The 19,066-nt window shown below is 73.8% G+C and carries 15 protein-coding genes; 5 read left to right on the forward strand and 10 right to left on the reverse strand.

Annotation, left to right across the window (positions count from 1 at the left end; all coding sequences use genetic code 11):
• Positions 1–47: 47 nt before the first annotated feature.
• From AB0F11_RS06625 to AB0F11_RS06640, 4 genes are all read right to left on the reverse strand, one after another.
• Positions 48–251, reverse strand: coding sequence for a cold-shock protein (locus tag AB0F11_RS06625; protein WP_008743912.1), 204 nt, complete (start codon positions 249–251; stop codon positions 48–50).
• Between the two features lie 188 nt (positions 252–439).
• Positions 440–1,597: an acetyl-CoA C-acetyltransferase gene (locus AB0F11_RS06630; RefSeq protein ID WP_362169108.1), complete on the reverse strand. Its 1,158-nt coding sequence runs from the start codon at positions 1,595–1,597 to the stop codon at positions 440–442.
• Between the two features lie 44 nt (positions 1,598–1,641).
• Positions 1,642–2,229, reverse strand: coding sequence for a TetR/AcrR family transcriptional regulator (locus AB0F11_RS06635; protein ID WP_362169216.1), 588 nt, complete (start codon positions 2,227–2,229; stop codon positions 1,642–1,644).
• Positions 2,230–2,319: 90 nt separating this feature from the next.
• On the reverse strand, positions 2,320–3,126 hold the full coding sequence (locus AB0F11_RS06640) for an SDR family oxidoreductase (RefSeq protein WP_362169109.1): 807 nt from the start codon (positions 3,124–3,126) through the stop codon (positions 2,320–2,322).
• Positions 3,127–3,251: 125 nt separating this feature from the next.
• On the opposite strand from AB0F11_RS06640, the gene AB0F11_RS06645 reads away from it, so the two are divergent.
• Positions 3,252–4,397 carry an acyl-CoA dehydrogenase family protein gene (locus AB0F11_RS06645; protein WP_362169110.1) on the forward strand — a complete coding sequence of 382 codons (1,146 nt, stop codon included), beginning with the start codon at positions 3,252–3,254 and terminating at the stop codon, positions 4,395–4,397.
• A complete protein-coding gene (locus AB0F11_RS06650) occupies positions 4,397–5,392 on the forward strand; it encodes an acyl-CoA dehydrogenase family protein (RefSeq protein ID WP_362169111.1) in 996 nt (331 codons plus the stop codon). Before AB0F11_RS06645 ends, AB0F11_RS06650 begins: the two co-directional genes overlap by 1 nt.
• A gap of 491 nt (positions 5,393–5,883) precedes the next feature.
• On the opposite strand, the gene AB0F11_RS06655 is transcribed toward AB0F11_RS06650, so the two are convergent.
• Positions 5,884–6,381: a hypothetical protein gene (locus AB0F11_RS06655; RefSeq protein ID WP_362169112.1), complete on the reverse strand. Its 498-nt coding sequence runs from the start codon at positions 6,379–6,381 to the stop codon at positions 5,884–5,886.
• Positions 6,378–7,136 (reverse strand): class I SAM-dependent methyltransferase, encoded by a 759-nt coding sequence (locus AB0F11_RS06660; RefSeq protein WP_362169113.1) that lies wholly within the window; start codon positions 7,134–7,136, stop codon positions 6,378–6,380. The genes AB0F11_RS06655 and AB0F11_RS06660 overlap by 4 nt, the downstream gene beginning before the upstream one ends.
• Before the next feature lie 507 nt (positions 7,137–7,643).
• Here AB0F11_RS06660 and AB0F11_RS06665 point away from each other — a divergent pair.
• Positions 7,644–8,393, forward strand: a complete 750-nt coding sequence (locus AB0F11_RS06665; protein ID WP_362169114.1) for a VWA domain-containing protein — start codon at positions 7,644–7,646, stop codon at positions 8,391–8,393.
• 36 nt (positions 8,394–8,429) lie between these two features.
• Positions 8,430–8,972 carry a pyridoxamine 5'-phosphate oxidase family protein gene (locus AB0F11_RS06670; protein WP_362169115.1) on the forward strand — a complete coding sequence of 181 codons (543 nt, stop codon included), beginning with the start codon at positions 8,430–8,432 and terminating at the stop codon, positions 8,970–8,972.
• On the opposite strand, the gene AB0F11_RS06675 is transcribed toward AB0F11_RS06670, so the two are convergent.
• Together AB0F11_RS06675 and AB0F11_RS06680 are read right to left on the reverse strand one after the other, a co-directional pair.
• Entirely contained in the window at positions 8,969–10,432 is a 1,464-nt protein-coding gene (locus tag AB0F11_RS06675) for a DUF1906 domain-containing protein (protein ID WP_362169117.1), read from the reverse strand. The genes AB0F11_RS06670 and AB0F11_RS06675 overlap by 4 nt on opposite strands.
• Positions 10,433–10,584: 152 nt before the next feature.
• A complete protein-coding gene (locus AB0F11_RS06680; RefSeq protein ID WP_362169119.1) occupies positions 10,585–11,508 on the reverse strand; it encodes an NAD-dependent epimerase/dehydratase family protein in 924 nt (307 codons plus the stop codon).
• A 111-nt stretch (positions 11,509–11,619) separates the two neighbouring features.
• Here AB0F11_RS06680 and AB0F11_RS06685 point away from each other — a divergent pair, with 111 nt between their 5' ends.
• On the forward strand, positions 11,620–12,600 hold the full coding sequence (locus AB0F11_RS06685; protein WP_362169121.1) for a helix-turn-helix domain-containing protein: 981 nt from the start codon (positions 11,620–11,622) through the stop codon (positions 12,598–12,600).
• 376 nt (positions 12,601–12,976) lie between these two features.
• Here AB0F11_RS06685 and AB0F11_RS06690 read toward each other — a convergent pair whose 3' ends face one another.
• A complete protein-coding gene (locus tag AB0F11_RS06690) occupies positions 12,977–14,440 on the reverse strand; it encodes a glutamate synthase subunit beta (RefSeq protein ID WP_362169123.1) in 1,464 nt (487 codons plus the stop codon).
• Positions 14,433–19,010 (reverse strand): glutamate synthase large subunit, encoded by a 4,578-nt coding sequence (gltB, locus tag AB0F11_RS06695; RefSeq protein WP_362169218.1) that lies wholly within the window; start codon positions 19,008–19,010, stop codon positions 14,433–14,435. The genes AB0F11_RS06690 and gltB overlap by 8 nt, the downstream gene beginning before the upstream one ends.
• Positions 19,011–19,066: the final 56 nt, after the last annotated feature.

Here is a 19,066-nt window from a genome sequence, read left to right on the forward strand (position 1 = left end):
TGCCGGGGTCCGCACCTCGCGGTGCGGACCCCGGCATGCTGGATGCGTCAGGCAGGCAGGATGTTCTCGGCCTGCGGGCCCTTCTGGCCCTGGGTGACGTCGAAGGAAACGCGCTGGCCCTCGGTGAGCTCACGGAAACCCTGGGTGGCGATGTTCGAGTAGTGGGCGAAGACGTCAGGGCCGCCGCCGTCCTGCTCGATGAAGCCGAAGCCCTTTTCCGAGTTGAACCACTTAACGGTGCCAAGTGCCATGGGAATCTCCTGAATAGGCGGCGAGGGCCCCAACCGGTGATTCCGGCAAAAAACAATAAAAGCGCCTGAGGAACATTCCCGTCAGGCGCACATAAGGTTCATGGGTACCACAACTGCAACGCCCCAAAGCTAGCACACATCGACGGGGCCGGGGGCGGAGGGCCCCCGGCAGATCCTGCCGTCCGCGCTCACAGGCGCTCGATGACGGTCACATTGGCCTGCCCGCCGCCCTCGCACATCGTCTGCAGGCCGTAGCGGCCGCCGGTGCGCTCCAGCTCGTGCAGCAGCGTGGTCATGAGCTTCACCCCGGTCGCCCCCAGCGGGTGGCCCAGGGCGATCGCGCCGCCGTTGGCGTTGACCCGGTCGGGGTCGGCCCCGGTCTCCTTCAGCCAGGCCAGGACGACGGGGGCGAAGGCCTCGTTGATCTCCACCAGGTCGATGTCGTCCAGCGACAGGCCCGTCTTCTTCAGGGCGTGGGCCGTGGCGGGGATCGGCGCCGACAGCATGCGGATGGGGTCCTCGCCGCGGACCGACAGGTGGTGGATGCGGGCCCGCGGCCGCAGGCCGTGCTCGGCGACGGCCCGCTCGGAGGCGATCAGCATCGCGGCCGCGCCGTCGGAGACCTGCGAGGAGACCGCCGCGGTGATGGTGCCGCCCTCCAGGACCGGCTTCAGGGCGGCCATCTTCTCCAGGGTGGTGTCCCGGCGGGGGCCCTCGTCGGCGGTGACGTCCCCGTACGGGACGGTCTCGCGGACGAAGCGGCCCTCGTCGAGGGCGCGGACGGCCCTCTGGTGGGAGCGCAGGGCGAACTCCTCCATGTCGCGGCGGGAGATGCCCCACTTCTGCGCGATCAGCTGGGCGCCGTGGAACTGGTTGACGGGCGCGTCCCCGTACCGGGCGCGCCAGCCGCTGCTGCCCGCGTACGGGCCCTCGGTCAGGCCCAAGGGCTCGGCCGCCTGCCGGGAAGCGAAGGCGATCGGGATCATCGACATGTTCTGGGTGCCGCCCGCGACGACGAGGTCCTGGGTGCCGGAGAGCACGCCCTGCGCCGCGAAGTGGACGGCCTGCTGGGAGGAGCCGCACTGGCGGTCCACCGTCACCCCCGGCACCTCCTGCGGCAGGCCGGCCGCCAGCCAGGCAGTGCGGGCGATGTCCCCGGCCTGCGGGCCCACCGCGTCCAGGCAGCCGAAGACCACGTCGTCGACGGCCACCGGGTCGATCCCGCTGCGCTCGACCAGGGCGGTCAGGACGTGCGCGCCGAGGTCGGCCGGGTGGACGGCGGACAGGCCTCCCCCGCGCCGCCCCACGGGGGTGCGTACCGCTTCGACTATGTAGGCCTCGGGCATCGGGGGCTCCTTCGACGGGTGGGGCGCGGGTCGCGCCCGGTCGGTCAGCTGCGTACGGCGATCCCGTCCAGGACCATCGACAGGTACTGGCGGGCGATCTCCTCGGGGCTGTGCTGCCCTCCGGGCCGGTACCAGGACGCCGCCACCCACACCGTGTCGCGCACGAAGCGGTAGGTGAGGCGGATGTCGAGGTCGGCGCGGAAGACCCGGTCGGCGACCCCGCGCTCCAGGGTGCCGAGCCAGGCCTTCTCGAACTTCGCCTGGGACTCGGACAGGTAGTGGAAGCGGGGCTGTGCGGCCAGGTGGCGGGACTCCTTCTGGTAGATCGCGACGGCGGCGCGGTGCCGGTCGATCTCGCGGAAGGACTCGGTGACGAGGGCCTCGATGGTCTCGCGCGGGCCGAGGCCGGCGGCGAGGACGGCGTCGTAGCCCTCCCACAGCTCGCCGAGGAAGGTGGAGAGGATCTCGTCGAGCATCGATTCCTTGGAATCGAAGTGGTAGTAGAGGCTGCCGGCGAGCATGCCGGCGGCGTCGGCGATCTTGCGGACGGTGGTGGCGTTGTAGCCCTGGGCGGCGAAGACCTCGGCCGCGGTGTCGAGGAGCTCGCGGCGCCGCTCGGCCGGGGGCGTCACGGCGCTCTTCTCGGACGCGGCTGCCCTGCTGGTCGGCTTGCCGGTCGGCTTGCTGGTCGGCTTGTTCGTTGGCACGCGCCCATTCTCGGCCTAGGCGCGCTGGCTGCTGACGGAGACGGTCTCGCCGGTCATGTACGAGGAGTAGCCGCTGGCCAGGAAGACGATGACGTTGGCGACCTCCCACGGCTCGGCGTACCGGCCGAAGGCCTCGCGGGCCGTCAGCTCCTGCAGCAGCTCCTCGCTGGTGACCTTGGCCAGGTGCGGGTGCATGGCGAGGCTGGGGGCCACCGCGTTGACCCGTACGCCGAACTCGGCCGCCTCCAGCGCCGCGCAGCGGGTCAGGGCCATCACCCCGGCCTTGGCGGCGGCGTAGTGGGCCTGGCCGGCCTGGGCGCGCCAGCCGATGACGGAGGCGTTGTTGACGATGACGCCGCCGCCGCTGCCCCGGGGGGCGGCGGCGCGGAAGGAGCGCAGGGCGGCGCGGGTGCAGCGGAAGGTGCCGTTCAGGGTGACGTCGAGGACCCTGCCCCACTGCTCGTCGGTCATGTCGGCGAGGGGGGCGGTGCCGCCGAGCCCGGCGTTGTTGACGACGGCGTCGAGGCGGCCGTGGGTGCGCTCGGCGTGCGCGAACAGGGCCTGGACCTGGGCCTCGTCGGTGACGTCGCAGGGCAGGGAGGCGACCCGGTCCGCGCCGAACTCGGCGGCGAGCGCCTCCTCGGTCTCCTTCAGGCGGCGGGCGTGGGCATCGCCGAGGACGACGCGGGCGCCCTCCTCGAGGAAGCGGCGGGCGGTGGCCCCGCCGATCCCGGCTCCGGCGGCGGCCGTGACGACGGCGGACCGGCCCTGCAGCAGCCCGTGTCCGGGGACGGGGGCGGGGGCGGGGACTGTGGCGTTCAACGGGCTGCCTCCTGATTCCTCTTGGCTCGTACGCCTGGCCGATGGCTCTTGGTGTTCGTCTCGACTCGCCGACAGTCGCAAGTTAACCTACCAAACACTTGTTAGGGAAGCGGAGGCGAGCACCGATGGACCTGACCCACACGGCGGAGGTCGAGGCCTTTCGGGCCGAGGCCCGGAAGTGGCTCGCCCGCCACGTCCCACGCGCCCCCCTGCCCTCGCTGGAGACGGCGGAGGGCTTCGCCGCACACCGCGCGTGGGAGGCGCACCTGCACGCGGACCGCTGGTCGGTGGTGTCCTGGCCCGAGGAGTACGGGGGCCGGGGCGCGGACCTGGAGCGGTGGCTGGTCTTCGAGGAGGAGTACTGGGCGGCGGGCGCGCCGGGCCGGGTCTCGCAGAACGGCATCAGCCTGCTGGCGCCGACCCTCTTCGAGTACGCGACCCCCGAGCAGCGGGCCCGCGTCCTGCCGCCGATGGCGAGCGGCGAGGTGGTGTGGGCGCAGGCCTGGTCCGAGCCGGAGGCCGGCTCCGACCTGGCCTCGCTGCGGTCGCGGGCCGAGCGCACCGAGGGCGGCTGGCTGCTGTCCGGGCAGAAGACGTGGTCCTCGCGGGCGGCGTTCGCGGACCGCGCCTTCGGCATCTTCCGTACGGACCCGGCGGCCGCCGAGCCCCACCGGGGCCTGACCTACCTGATGTTCGACCTGCGGGCGCCGGGCGTGACGGTGCGGCCCATCGGCCGCCTCGACGGCAAGCCGGCCTTCGCGGAGCTGTTCCTCGACGAGGTGTTCGTACCCGACGAGGACGTCATCGGGGAGCCGGGGCAGGGCTGGCGGATCGCCATGTCGACGACCGGCAACGAGCGCGGGCTGACCCTGCGCTCCCCCGGCCGGTACCTGGCCGCGGCCGGCCGGCTGCTGGAGCTGTGGCGGGCCGCCGGGGATCCCGCGGACACGGCGCTGCGGGACCGGGTCGCGGACGCGGTGGTCGGGGCGCGCGCGTACGAGCTGTTCACCTGGGCCGGCGCGGCCCGGATCGCGGCGGGGACCCGGATCGGCGCCGAGTCCAGCCTGAACAAGGTGTTCTGGTCGCAGTACGACATCGCCCTGCACGAGACCGCGCTGGACCTGCTGGGCCCGGACGCGGAGCTGGCGGACGGGGCCTGGGCGGAGCCGTGGCTCTTCTCCCTGGCCGGGCCGATCTATGCGGGCACGAACGAGATCCAGCGCGACATCATCGCCGAGCGGCTGCTCGGCCTGCCGAAGGGCCGCCGCTGATGCGATTCCTGCCGACCGAGGAGCAGTCGGACTTCGCCCGCACCCTGCGCGGGCTGTTGGGCGGCGCGCAGGTCCCGGCCGCGGCACGGGCCTGGGCGGCCGGGGACCATGCGCCGGGGCGGGCCGTGTGGGGGCGGCTGGCCGCAGCCGGGCTCTTCGCGGCTGCCGCGGAGGAGGCGTACGAGGGGGTCGGCCTGCTGCCGGTGGAGCTGGCCGTGGCGCTGGTGGAGGTGGGCCGGGCCGGGATGCCGGGTCCGGTGGTGGAGACGGCCGCGGCCGCGGTGCTGCTGGGGCGGCTGGGGGACGGGGCCTTGGCCAAGCGGTTCGTTCCGGCCCTGGTGGCGGGCGAGGCGGTGGCCACGCTGACCGTGCCCGGCAGTGGCGGTCGGTACGCCCTGGACGCGGACGCCGCCGCGCACTGCTTCACGGTGTCGCCGGCGGGCGAACTCCGCGTGACCCCGGGCGCGGCGTCGGGCCCCCCGATCCGCTCGACGGACCCGACCCGCAGGTTGTCACTCCCGAGCGTCGGGGCGGGGGAACTCCTGGCGGCGGGCCCGCACGTCCTCGCGGCCGCCCGGACCGCGGCCGACTGGGCCCGGCTGCTGACCGCCGCCCAGTGCCAGGGCGTCGGCGAGACGCTGCTGGAGCGGACGGTGGAGTACGCGAAGCAGCGCACGCAGTTCGGCATGCCGATCGGCGGCTTCCAGGCGGTCAAACACCGCCTGGCGGACACGTACCTGGCGCTGGAGTTCGCCCGCCCCCTGCTCTGGGCGGCAGCCCTCTCCCTCGCTCCGGCCGACACAGCCGCGGCGAAGCTGAGGTCCGGGGAGGCGGCCTACGCGGCGGCCCTGACCGCACTCCAGATCCACGGCGCGGTCGGCTACACGGAGGAACTGGACCTGTCCCTGTGGCTCCGCAAGGCCCGCCCCCTCCGCAACGCCTGGGGCACCCCAGCCGCCTGCCGCGCCACGATCCTCCCGCCCGACCCCGTCTGACCCTCGCCGGCTCCGCCGACCCCCGGCATCCCGCAACCCGGCTTCCGAAGCCGGGTCCGGTGAATTCAGCCTCGCCGGCGTTTGAGTGGGGGTCCCCCCGGACGGAGTCCGGGGGAGGGCCCGGGCAGAGCCCGGGGGAGGGCCCGGGCAGAGCCCGGGGGAGGGCCCGGGCAGAGCCCGGGGGAGGGCCCGGGCAGAGCCCGGTGCCCGGCGGAGCCGGGTTCCTCCCCCAGCTACCGCTGGGAGGTGCCCCCAGGGGCTCCGCCCCAGACCCCGCGCCTCAAACGCCGGCGAGGCTTGGATTGCCCACCCCCCGCTTCGAAAGGGGCGGTCGGAGGTGGCCCCCGCTTCGAAGGCGCCCGAAGGGCAATCCCGGCTCCGCCGAACCCTGGGACAGGCGTCCCGCAAACCCTGCCGTGCCGGGGGGCGGCACAGCCCCGCCGGCCCTTGAGGCGTTGCACCGGGAGGAGGGGGCACGGCCCGGAGCCCTGCTACGGGCAGGCGGCCGGCGGCGACTCCGGAGCCTCGTCGGCCAGGAGGCGGACGCGCCAGCCGGACTCCCCGCCCGGGCCGTCGAGGCGGACGTGCAGGACCTTGGTCTGGCCCGTCGTCCCGAACCGCAGCGTCACCACCTGCCGCTCGTCCCCCGGCCCGCAGAACGACGCCGTGACCGGCCCCCCGGCACCACGCCGGTACTCCGCCACCCACCGCTTCGCGGCCCGCTCCCGCTCCCCCGCCGAGCTGTCACTGCTCCCCAGCGAGGCCAGCGCCCCCGCCTCGCCGTCCCCGATCCGCCAGACGACCTCCTGGACCACCCGCAGCGACCCTGCCGAGGGGTAGCCCTCCACCCGCAGCGGTTCGTGCTTCTCGTAGTCCTCCGAGTACCGCACCCCGGCCCCGGCCGTGCACCCCGTCAGCCCGACGCCCCCGAGCACGACGAGCGCGGCGAGCGGGACGGGCAGGGCCGGCAGCCCCGCCGCCCGTCTCATACGACGGCCACGCTGACGGTGACGAGGTACCGCTCCTCGACCGTGCCGTCGGGGAAGAGCGGGCTCAGCCGGGCCCGTTCGGCGTCCATGAACTCCCGCGTGCCGGCCGCGCCCAGGACCAGGAACGCCGAGTGGCTGGCATGGTTCGCCAGGTGCGCGTCGAGCGGGATCCGCCGCGACCACCGCACCCGGCGGGTGGTGAACGCGAGCTCGGCGGGCAGACCGCGGACGGGGTGGGGGCCCAGGGTCGCGGCTTGGCCGAAGAAGGCGGCGAGGCGGGCGTCCTGCTCGGCGATCCAGGGGACGGTGGTGTCCAGGTCGTTCCACCACAGCGCGAGCGCCCCGCCGGGCCGCAGGACGCGCCGGGCCTCGGGGACGGACCGGTCGGGGTCGGTCCAGTGCCAGGCCTGGGCGTACGTCAGGAAGTCGCAGACGGCGTCGGCGAGCGGGAGGCGGTCGCCGTCGCCGCGCACGATCGGGATGTCCGGGTGGGCGCGCCGGAACTCGGCGGCCATGCCGTCGCCGGGCTCGACGGCGAGGACGTCGGCGCCGCGGGCGTGCAGGAGGGCGGTGGCGATGCCGGTGCCGGCGCCGACGTCGGCCACGCGGGATCCGCGGAGCGGGCGGCCGGCGAGTTCCTCGACGGCGTCGAGGAGTTCGCGGGGGTAACCGGGGCGGTGGGCCGCGTACAGCGGGGCCGCGGCGTCGAAGGACCGGGCTCGAACCGGGTTTCCGGGTGCGGGGGCGGGGCTCATGCGGCCATTCTTCGCGATCTCCCGCCCGCCTGACCAGCCCGTTCCCCCCGGGCCGCCGGCACCCGCCTGCCCTCCGGCTCCGCCCCGCTGCGCGGAGCCAGTCCCCGCCCCGCCCTTTCTCCGTATCCCGGAGCTCCGCCCCGGCCCCCGCCCGCCTCCAACGCCGGCGAGGCTCAAAGCCCGGGGCTCCGCCCCGAACCCCGCGCCTCAAACGCCGGCGAGGCTGGATTCCCCGGGCGGAAGCCCTGGCTGCGGTATCCACACCGCACGCGGACAAGGCCAGAACGCCCTTGGCAGGCCTCCCCCGGCACACCGGCGAGACCGGAGCGGGCTTCCCCGACGCCTGAAACGGGAGCCCGGCACCTCCAGCCCCGCCGGCGATTGAGGCGCGGGGTCCGGGGCGGAGCCCCAGGGAACCCCGGCCCGCCGGGCGGCAGGGCTGCCTACGGCCGCCCCGGTGTCCGGCTTCGGGGGCGGGGGCCGGGCCGGCTCACGTACCCTCGGGCCATGACGGGCGGCGACGGCAGCGGCAACGGCAGTGCGATCGACCTCCGCAAGGTCGAGCAGACGGCACCGGCGCTGGTGGACCTCTACAAGCACGCCGGCGCCTCCCTCCGCCGACACGGGCTGCACGGCGGCCGGGCCGCCGTCTACCTGGTCCTGGACTACTCCGGGTCGATGCGCCCGTACTACCGCGACGGCACGGTGCAGGCCTTCGCCGACCGCGTCCTCGGCCTGGCGGCGCACCTGGACGACGACGCCCGCGTCCCGGTGGTGTTCTTCTCCACCGACGTCGACGCCGTCGAGGAGATCCCCCTCGCCGGCCACGAGGGCCGCGTCGCGGAGATCGCCTCCCGCCTCGGCCACATGGGCAAGACCTCGTACCACGCCGCGATGGACGCGGTCATCGACCACTACCTGGACTCCGGCACCGCGAAACCCGCCCTTGTCCTCTTCCAGACGGACGGCGGCCCCGTCAGCCGCCCCGCCGCGGAGCGGTACCTGTGCAAGGCGGCCCGGTTGCCCCTCTTCTGGCAGTTCGTCGGCTTCGGCAACACCCGCAGCAGCCAGTTCGACTTCCTGCGCCGGCTCGACGAACTCCCCGTGCCGCGGTACCGGGTGGTGGACAACGCGGGCTACTTCCACGCCGGCCCGGACCCGCGGACCGTACCCGACGGGGTGCTGTACGACCGCCTGGTCGGGGAGTTCCCGGCCTGGCTGGCGGCGGCGCGGGCGGCGGGCATCGTGCGCGCCTGACCGGCCGCCGCCCGCCGCACGCGCTTTGATGGACGTATGACGACGAACAACTGGGCAGCGTTCGAGGAACGGGAACCGGAGTTCGCGGCGGCCGTCCGGGCCCGCTTCGCCGCGTTCCCCCACCACGTCCTCGCCACCCTCCGCAAGGACGGCTCCCCGCGGCTGACCGGCCTGAGCGTCGGGTTCCGCGGCGGGGAGCTGTGGCTCGGCATGATGGCGGGCTCGCTCAAGGCCCGGGACCTGCAGCGCGACCCGCGTTTCGCGCTGCACAGCAACCCCGGCCCGGACGACGCGATGGCCGAGGGCGACGTACGGATCTCCGGGCGGGCGATCGAGCTGGTGGACCCGCCCGAGCTGCACCGGTACGCGGAGGAGACGCAGGCCGAGCACCCGTTCCCGTCCCACGTGTTCCACGCGGACCTGACGGAGGTCGTCCACATCGGCATCGACGGCGAGGAGCTCGTGGTCCGCACGTGGACGCCGGAGCGCGGGCTGCACACGTTCCGCCGCGGCAACGACGACGAGCCGCCGCGGGAAGACGAGGACGAGAACGGGGACGGGGACGGCGGCAACGCCTAGCCGGGCAGGGTCAGCGGCCACTTCGGGGTGACGGGGACGCCCGGCACCGCAGGCACCGCAGGCATCGGGGGCATCCGGGGTACGGCCGGGCCGCCCGGGGACACCGGCGCGGCCGGGTCGGTCGGGTCGACGTCGATCCAGCTGCGGTCGATGGTGAGCGTGACGCCGCCGTACGTGGCCCCGTAGTCCCCCCGGTACTGGTGGGCGCGGCGCCGCCCGGCCCACTGGTGGGTCCCCTCGGGCAGGCCCATGTCGGCGTCGGCGACCGCGGCCCGGCCGTTCCAGGACGCCGCCCACAGCACGTCCGGCATGGCCTGCGGGGCCTGGTCGTAGTGGATGCTGAGCGCCTGGGCCCCGGAACTCGCCGAGACGTAGGCCCCGGCGCCGTAGCCCAGCTCGTGCAGCCGGACCGTCCAGGCGGTGAGGTAGGCCACGACCGGCGGGTCCCAGGTCTGGCGGTCGGTGTAGCTTTCCAGGTCGTTGTAGAGCACCGTCCCCTCGGGCAGGCCCAGCGCCCGGGCCGCCTGGGCGGCTCCTTCGGCGGCGGCCTTGCCCTGGTCGTTGGCGGCGGAGGGGTCGGGGGACAGGCCGGTGGTCGAGCTGTGCCAGGGCTGCAGGCCTGCCCACAGCGGCATCAGGTGCCAGCCCGCCTCGGTCTGCCGCTTCACCCAGCCGGCGGTGAGCTGCGGCTGGGCGCAGGCGCGGGCCCGGCCGCCGATGTAGATGCCGACGGCTCCGAAGGGGGATGCGCTCCGCCAGGCGTCCATGGCGCTCTGGGTCGGGGCGGTGCAGGTGTCGAAGCCGGTGCCGGTGAAGGGCTGCGGGGCGGCGGCGTGCTGCGGTCCGGGGCCGGCGGCCACCGCGGGCTCGGCCAGGGCGGGGGTGGTGTGCGCGGCGCCGTCTGCGGCTGCTGCGGCGGCGGGGACCGTACGGGCGCGCGCCAGCAGCTCCCGTACGGCGTCGGAGGTGTCCCCGTACGAGACCGTCGCCATCAGCCCGCGGCGCTGCAGGGCGTAGCGGACCTCGTGGCTGTCGTCGTGGCCGTCGCTGTCCGGCGGGCCCGGTACGCCGCCGCCCTCGACCGCGTCGACCCGTACGGTCGGGATGTCGGCGCGCGGCGGGGCTCCGGCGAGCGGCTCCAGGTGGAGGGTGTCGGCGCGGGTGCGGACGGCGCGGCCGGTGCACTCCCGCTGGGTGCCGGCGTGCCCGAGGTAGAGGGTGGGCAGGTCCAGGCGCAGGCAGGCGTCGGGATGCCGGTCGAGGTCGACGACCCTCCAGCCGCCGGGGACGGTCAGGCGCAGGCCGCGGTAGTCGACGGTCCGCCCGAAGCCGGAGCCGGAGCCGGAGCCGTCGTCGGCGGAGACGGACGTGGCGGGCGCCAGCAGGGCCGCGGCCACGAGGGCGCAGGACACGGGCCACGACAGCGGCAACGACAGCGACGGCAGGGTTCGGGAGGGCATGCGCCCCACTGTTACCAGAGCCGAACCGCCCTCAACTGCGCAGCTGCACCCGCCACATGGCCCCTACGGCCTGGATCGCAAGCGACGGGTCCGCACCTCCCGCCGGCAGCGGCCGTAGGCGCATCACCCGCACGAGCGAACCGGCCGGGCGGTCACGGCACCGGGCCGACCAGCTCGCCGAGCACGGTGTCCAGGGCGGTGGCCCGTACGCCGAGCAGGCGCTCGGTGTCGGAGGCGTCCAGGCGCAGCGGTCGGTCGAAGAGGTACGCCATCTCGGGGAGCTCGGCCATCAGCTCGTCGGCGGCGACCGCTGCGGCCAGTTCCTGCGGGGTCATGGTCCGCAGGCGGGGGGCGGGCGCCCCGGCGATCTCGGCCAGGCGGGCCATCAGGTCCCGGGCGGACAGCTCGGAGGTGGAGGGCACGTGCCAGGCCCGGCCCCACGTGTCCTCCCGGGCGCCGACCGCGATCAGGGTGCGGGCGACGTCGTCGACGTAGGACCAGGCGTGGGGGGCGTCCAGGCCGACCGGGGCCGCCACCTGCTCGCCGGCGAGGACGGCGGGCACGACCATGAGGGGGAGGAGGCCGACCGCGGTCGCGCCGAGGAAGTCGGACGCGCGGACCTCGGCGACCCGCACCCTGCCGGCCTCGTGCGCGGCGAACGCCTCCTGCCAGATGGCGGCGCGGACGCGGCCCTTGTCGGAGACGGGCCGCATGGGAAGGTCGGCCGTGAGCGCAGCGCCCTCCTGGGTGTCCCCGTACCCGTAGACGTTGCCGAGTATGACGAGGTCCGTTCCGGCCTTCTCGGCGGCGGCGAGGAGCGAGGCGGCGAGCGGCGGGAACTCCGTCCGCCAGTGCTGGTACGCCGGCGCGGCCGCGTTGTAGAGCGTGCGCGCGCCGTCGAGCAGAGCGGCGACGGCCCCGGTGTCGGTGACGTCGGCGGCGACCCGTTCGACGAGCGGGTGCTCGGGCCCGCCGCCGCTGCGGGTGACGATCCGGACCTGTTCCCCGGCGGCGGCGAGCAGACGGGCGGTGGCGGTGCCGATCGCACCGGCGCCTGCGATGACGTGCAGACCCATACCGATAACTCCCTTACCAGTAAGTCGATTCCATCCCTCAGCCCCCAACTCTCGTCCGCACGGGCCCCGTACAGTAGTGGCCGGAACGCCAGGACTCCGGAGGTTCGAGCCATGACGACGACATCCGTGCGGCGGCCTCACCGCATCGCGGTCATCGCCCTCCCGCCCGTGACCGCCTTCGACCTGTCGATCCCGGGCGCGGTCTTCGGCCTGGCCACGTACGCCGACGGCCGGCCCGCGTACGAGGTGACGGTGTGCATCCCGGACCCGGGGGTGGTGAAGGCGATGGACGGCATGGACGTGGTGGTGTCGCAGGGGCTGGAGGCGGTCGAGCGGGCCGACACGGTGATCGTCACGGGGACGGGCTCGCGCACCGACGCCGATCCCCGGGCGCTGGAGGCCCTGCGGGCCGCCGCCGCGCGGGGGCTGCGCATCGCCTCCATCTGCACGGGGGCGTTCGTCCTGGCGCAGGCCGGCCTGCTCGACGGGCGGGGTGCGACGACGTTCTGGATGATGTCGGAGGAGTTCCGGCGGCTGTTCCCGGCGGTCGACGTACGGCCCGGCGTGCTGTTCGTCGAGGCCGGCGGGGTGCTGACCTCGGCGGGGATGTCCGCGGGGATCGACCTGTGCCTGCACATCGTGCGCGGCGACCTCGGGGCGGCGGTCGCGAACGCCACGGCCCGGCTGGTGGTGGCGGCGCCGGTACGCCCGGGCGGGCAGGCCCAGTTCGTCCAGACCCCGCTGCCGCCCGAGCGCGGGACCTCGCTCGCCGCGACCCGCGCCTGGGCCCTGGCCCGGCTGGACGAGCCGACCACCCTGGCGGAGCTGGCCCGGCACGCCGGCACGAGCGTTCGCACGCTGACCCGACGCTTCCGCGCGGAGACGGGCCTGAGCCCGCTCCAGTGGCTCCTGCACCAGCGCCTGGACCGCGCCCGGGAGATCCTGGAGACCACGACCCTGCCCATGGACCAGGTGGCGGCCCGAAGCGGCCTGGGCACGGCGGACTCCCTCCGCACCCACGTCCAACGCCACACAGGCCTCACCCCCACCGCCTACCGCACCGCCGCCCGCATCGCCGGCGCCGGCCCCTGACGCGGACACGGGCGCTCGTCAGCCCGGGTAGCCCCACCACACGCCACGGCGCCCGTCATCCCTGGTCGGGGACATGACGGGCGCCGTGTCGGAGTTCCGCACGCCGTTGTGCGGACCGTATGAGGGGTCCTCCGCACAGGGAGGGGTGTTGCGTCAGCCCGGGCCCGCGACCGACGGCCGGAGGCCGGCGCAGCCGGGCGAAGCCCGGGAGGCCGCCTGCGGCCGAGCGGTGCGAGCGCGGCGTCCAGAAGGGAGCCATGACGGGCGCCGTGTCGGAGTTCCGCACGCCGTTGTGCGGACCGTATGAGGGTCCTCCGCACAGGGAGGGGTGTTGCGTTGGCCGGGCCCCGCCCGGGGGGCGGGGGCCGGGGGCGGGTCAGACCGTCAGGGCTCGGTCCGTCGGCTTGACCGGGTACGGGAGGGTGCTGGAGCCCGTGAGGTAGCGGTCCACGCCGCGGGCCGCGGAGCGGCCTTCGGCGATGGCCCACACGATCAGGGACTGGCCGCGGCCCGCGTCGCCGGCGACAAAGACGCCGTCGACGTTGGTCGCGTACGAGGCGTCGCGGGCGACGTTGCCCCGCTCGTCCAGGTCCAGGCCGAACTGCTCGACCAGGCCGTTGGACTGGTCGGTGCCGGTGAAGCCCATCGCCAGGGTGACCAGCTGGGCCGGGATGACCCGCTCGGAGCCGGGCTTCTGGACCAGCTTGCCGTCCTCGAAGGCGACCTCGACCAGGTGCAGGGCCTGGACGTTGCCGTCCTCGTCGCCCTCGAAGTGGGTGGTGGAGACGGAGTAGACCCGCTCGCCGCCCTCCTCGTGGGCCGAGGTGACCTTGTACAGCATCGGGAAGGTCGGCCACGGCTGGGTGGCCGTGTTCCGCTCCTCGTTCGGGCGCGGCATGATCTCCAGCTGCGTGACCGAGAGGGCGCCCTGGCGGTGGGCGGTGCCGACGCAGTCCGCGCCGGTGTCGCCGCCGCCGATGACGACGACGTGCTTGCCCTCGGCCGTGATCGGCGGGGCCACGAAGTCGCCCTCCTGGACCTTGTTCGCGAGCGGCAGGTACTCCATCGCGAAGTGGATGCCGTTCAGGTCGCGGCCCGGGACCGGCAGGTCGCGCGAGACCGTGGCGCCGGCCGCGATGACGACCGCGTCGAACCGCTTGCGCAGGTCGCCGGCGGTGATGTCGCGGCCGACCTCGATGCCGGTGCGGAACTTGGTGCCCTCCGCGCGCATCTGCTCGATGCGGCGGTTGATGTGCACCTTCTCCATCTTGAACTCGGGGATGCCGTACCGCAGCAGTCCGCCGATGCGGTCGGCGCGCTCGTACACGACCACGGTGTGGCCGGCCCGGGTCAGCTGCTGGGCCGCGGCGAGGCCCGCCGGGCCCGAGCCGATGACGGCGGCGGTCTTGCCGGAGAGGCGCTCGGGGGCCTGCGGGGCGACCCCGCCGTTGTCCCACGCCTTGTCGATGATCGAGACCTCGACGTTCTTGATCGTGACGGCCGGCTGGTTGATGCCGAGCACGCACGCCGACTCGCACGGGGCCGGGCACAGGCGGCCCGTGAACTCCGGGAAGTTGTTCGTGGCGTGGAGCCGCTCCGCGGCCGCGCCCCAGTCCTCGCGGTACGCGTAGTCGTTCCACTCCGGGATCAGGTTCCCGAGCGGGCAGCCGTTGTGGCAGAACGGGATGCCGCAGTCCATGCAGCGGCCGGCCTGCTTGCTGATGATCGGCAGGAGGGAGCCGGGGACGTAGACCTCGTTCCAGTCCTTGAGGCGCTCGGCCACGGGACGGGAGCAGGCGGTCTCGCGCGGGGTGGTGAGGAAGCCCTTCGGGTCAGCCATGGGTCGCCGCCTCCATCATCTTCTCGGTGGTCTCGGACTCGGAGAGTCCGGCCCGCTCAGCGGCGTCCTTGGCGGCGAGCACTGCCTTGTACGTGGTGGGGATGATCTTGCTGAAGCGGTCCACCGAGACGGACCAGTCAGCCAGGAGCTTCGCGGCCACGGTCGAGCCGGTCTCCTCCTCGTGGCGGCGCACCACATCGTGCAGCCACTGCTTGTCGTCGTCCGAGAGGGCCTCGACGGCCTCCAGGTTGCCGACGTTGACGTTGTCCCGGTCGAGGTCGACGACGTACGCGACGCCGCCGGACATGCCCGCCGCGAAGTTGCGGCCGGTCTCGCCGAGGACGACGGCCGTGCCGCCGGTCATGTACTCGCAGCCGTGGTCGCCCACGCCCTCCGAGACGACCAGGGCGCCGGAGTTGCGGACGCAGAAGCGTTCGCCGGTGCGGCCGCGCAGGAACATCTCGCCGCCGGTGGCGCCGTAGCCGATGGTGTTGCCGGCGATGGTGGAGTACTCGGCGAGGTGGTCGGCGCCGCGGTCCGGGCGGACCACGACCCGGCCGCCGGAGAGGCCCTTGCCGACGTAGTCGTTGGCGTCGCCCTCCAGGCGGAGGGTGATGCCCTTGGGCAGGAAGGCGCCGAAGGACTGGCCGGCGCTGCCGGTGAAGGTCAGGTCGATGGTGTCGTCGGGCAGGCCCGCACCGCCGAACTTCTTGGTGACCTCGTGGCCGAGCATGGTGCCGACCGTCCGGTTGATGTTGCGGATGGCGACCTGGGCGCGGACGGGGCGGGCCTCCTCGGCGGTGGCGGCGGCCAGCGCGTCGGCGGCGAGCTCGATCAGCTCGTTGTCCAGGGCCTTCTCCAGGCCGTGGTCCTGCTCGATCAGCTGGTGGCGCACGGCGCCCTCCGGCAGGTCCGGCACGTGGAAGAGGGGCTCGAGGTCGAGGCCCTGGGCCTTCCAGTGGGTGACGGCCTTGCTGGTGTCGAGGAGCTCGGCGTGGCCGACGGCCTCCTCGACGGAGCGGAAGCCGAGCTCGGCGAGGAGCTCGCGGACCTCCTGCGCGATGAACTCGAAGAAGTTCACCACGAACTCGGCCTTGCCGGAGAAGCGCTCGCGCAGGACCGGGTTCTGGGTGGCGATGCCGACCGGGCAGGTGTCCAGGTGGCAGACGCGCATCATGACGCAGCCGGAGACGACGAGCGGTGCGGTCGCGAAACCGAACTCCTCGGCGCCGAGCAGCGCGGCGATGACCACGTCGCGGCCGGTCTTGAGCTGGCCGTCGGTCTGGACCACGATGCGGTCGCGCAGCCCGTTGAGCAGCAGGGTCTGCTGGGTCTCGGCGAGGCCGAGCTCCCAGGGGCCGCCCGCGTGCTTGAGCGAGGTGAGCGGGGAGGCGCCCGTACCGCCGTCGTGGCCGGAGATCAGGACGACGTCCGCGTGGGCCTTGGACACGCCGGCCGCGACCGTTCCGACGCCGACCTCGGACACGAGCTTCACGTGGATGCGCGCGGCCGGGTTGGCGTTCTTGAGGTCGTGGATCAGCTGGGCCAGGTCCTCGATGGAGTAGATGTCGTGGTGCGGCGGCGGGGAGATCAGGCCCACGCCGGGGGTGGAGTGCCGGGTCTTGGCGACCCACGGGTAGACCTTGTGGCCGGGCAGCTGGCCGCCCTCGCCGGGCTTGGCGCCCTGGGCCATCTTGATCTGGATGTCGTCCGCGTTGACCAGGTACTCGGAGGTGACGCCGAAGCGGCCGGAGGCGACCTGCTTGATCGACGAGCGGCGCGCCGGGTCGTAGAGGCGGTCCGGGTCCTCGCCGCCCTCACCGGTGTTGGACTTGCCGCCCAACTGGTTCATGGCGATGGCGAGGGTCTCGTGCGCCTCCTTGGAGATGGAGCCGTACGACATGGCGCCGGTGGAGAAGCGCTTGACGATCTCGGAGACCGGCTCGACCTCGTCCACAGAGATGGCGGGACGGCCCGACTCACCCGTCTTGAAGCCGAACAGGCCGCGGAGCGTCATCAGGCGCTCGGACTGCTCGTTCACCCGGTCGGTGTACTTCTTGAAGATGTCGTACCGGCGGTTGCGGGTGGCGTGTTGGAGGCGGAAGACCGTCTCCGGGTCGAACAGGTGCGGCTCGCCCTCGCGGCGCCACTGGTACTCGCCGCCGATCTCCAGCGCGCGGTGCGCCGGGGCGATGCCGGAGGCCGGGTAGGCCTTGGCGTGGCGGGCGGCGACCTCCTTGGCGATGACGTCCAGGCCGACGCCGCCGATCTTGGTGGCGGTGCCCTGGAAGTACGTCTCGACGAACTCCTCGTCGAGGCCGACGGCCTCGAAGACCTGGGCGCCGCGGTAGGAGGCGACGGTGGAGATGCCCATCTTGGACATGACCTTCAGGACGCCCTTGCCGAGGGCGTAGATCAGGTTCTTGATGGCCTTCTCGGGCTCGATGCCCTCGATGAACGTGCCGTCGCGCAGCAGGTCCTCGACGGACTCCATGGCGAGGTACGGGTTGACGGCGGCGGCGCCGTAGCCGATGAGCAGGGCGACGTGGTGGACCTCGCGGACGTCGCCGGCCTCGACCAGCAGGCCCACCTGGGTGCGCTGCTTGGTGGCGATGAGGTGGTGGTGCACGGCGGCGGTGAGCAGCAGCGAGGGGATCGGCGCGTGCTCGGCGTCCGAGTGGCGGTCCGACAGGACGATCAGGCGGGCGCCGGCCTCGATGGCCGCGTCGGCCTCGGCGCGGATCTCCGCGAGCCGGGCGGCCAGCGCCTCGGCGCCGCCGGAGACCCGGTACAGGCCCGCGAGGGTGGCGGCCTTCATGCCGGGCATGTCGCCGTCGGCGTTGATGTGGATGAGCTTGGCCAGCTCGTCGTTGTCGATCACCGGGAAGGGGAGCGTGACGCTGCGGCAGGACGCGGCGGTGGGCTCCAGCAGGTTGCCCTGCGGGCCGAGGGAGGACAGCAGCGAGGTGACGAGCTCCTCGCGGATGGCGTCCAGCGGCGGGTTGGTGACCTGCGCGAAGAGCTGGGTGAAGTAGTCGAAGAGCAGGCGCGGGCGCTCCGAGAGGGCCGCGATCGGCGAGTCGGTGCCCATGGAGCCGATGGGCTCGGCGCCGGTGCGGGCCATCGGGGCGAGCAGGACGCGCAGCTCTTCCTCGGTGTAGCCGAAGGTCTGCTGGCGGCGGGTGACCGAGGCGTGGGTGTGCACGATGTGCTCGCGCTCGGGCAGGTCCGTCAGCTCGATCTCGCCGGACTCGAGCCACTCCGCGTACGGGGCGGCGCCCGCAAGCTCGGCCTTGATCTCGTCGTCCTCGATGATCCGCTTCTGGGCGGTGTCGACGAGGAACATCTTCCCGGGCTGCAGGCGGCCCTTGCGGACGACCTTGGCGGGGTCGATGTCGAGGACGCCGACCTCGGAGGAGAGCACGACGAGGCCGTCGTCGGTGACCCAGTAGCGGCCGGGGCGCAGGCCGTTGCGGTCGAGGACCGCGCCGACCTGGGTGCCGTCGGTGAAGGTGACGCAGGCCGGGCCGTCCCAGGGCTCCATCATCGTGGAGTGGTACTGGTAGAAGGCGCGGCGGGCCGGGTCCATGGAGGTGTGGTTCTCCCACGCCTCCGGGATCATCATCAGCACCGAGTGGGGCAGCGAGCGGCCGCCGAGGTGCAGGAGCTCCAGGACCTCGTCGAAGGAGGCCGAGTCGGAGGCGTCCGGGGTGCAGATCGGGAAGATCCGGTCCAGGGCGCCGGCCCCGCTGTGCCCATTGTCGGCAGAGCCGAACCGATCGGTGACCAGCTGGGACTCGCGGGCGCGCATCCAGGCGCGGTTGCCCTTGACCGTGTTGATCTCGCCGTTGTGGGCGACGAAGCGGTACGGGTGCGCCAGGGGCCAGGACGGGAAGGTGTTGGTGGAGAACCGCGAGTGGACCAGGGCGAGCGCCGAGGCGAAGCGGCGGTCGGAGAGGTCCGGGAAGAAGGGCTCGAGCTGGCCGGTGGTCAGCATGCCCTTGTAGACGATGGTGCGGGCGGACAGCGACGGGAAGTAGACCCCGGCCTCGCGCTCGGCGCGCTTGCGCAGGACGAACGCCTTGCGGTCGAGGGCGATGCCCTCGCTGGCGCCGCCGTCGGCGACGAACAGCTGGGAGAAGGCGGGCATGGTGGCGCGGGCGCCGTTGCCGAGCAGGTCCGGGGTGACCGGGACCTCGCGCCAGCCGAGGACCGTCAGGTTCTCCTCGGCGGCGATGGCCTCGACCTGCTCCACGGCGACGGCCTGTGCGGTGCCGTCGGCGGGGAGGAAGGCGATGCCGACGGCGTACGCGCCGGCCGCGGGGAGCTCGAACCCGGCGACCTCGCGCAGGAACGCGTCCGGCACCTGGGACAGGATGCCGGCGCCGTCGCCGGAGTCGGGCTCGGAGCCGGTGGCGCCTCGGTGCTCGAGGTTCCGCAGTACGGTCAGCGCCTGCTCGACGAGGGTGTGGGTCGCCTCGCCGGTGAGGTTCGCCACGAATCCGACGCCACAGGCGTCCTTCTCGTTGCGCGGGTCGTACAGGCCCTGCTGGGCGGGGCGACCGTCCATGGGCGACCAGGCGGTGGTGCTCGGGCCGGTCGCGGAGTGCGTGGATGCGGAACGCA

It is taken from the genome of Streptomyces sp. NPDC032472 (assembly GCF_040636955.1).
Classification (GTDB): Bacteria; Actinomycetota; Actinomycetes; order Streptomycetales; family Streptomycetaceae; genus Streptomyces.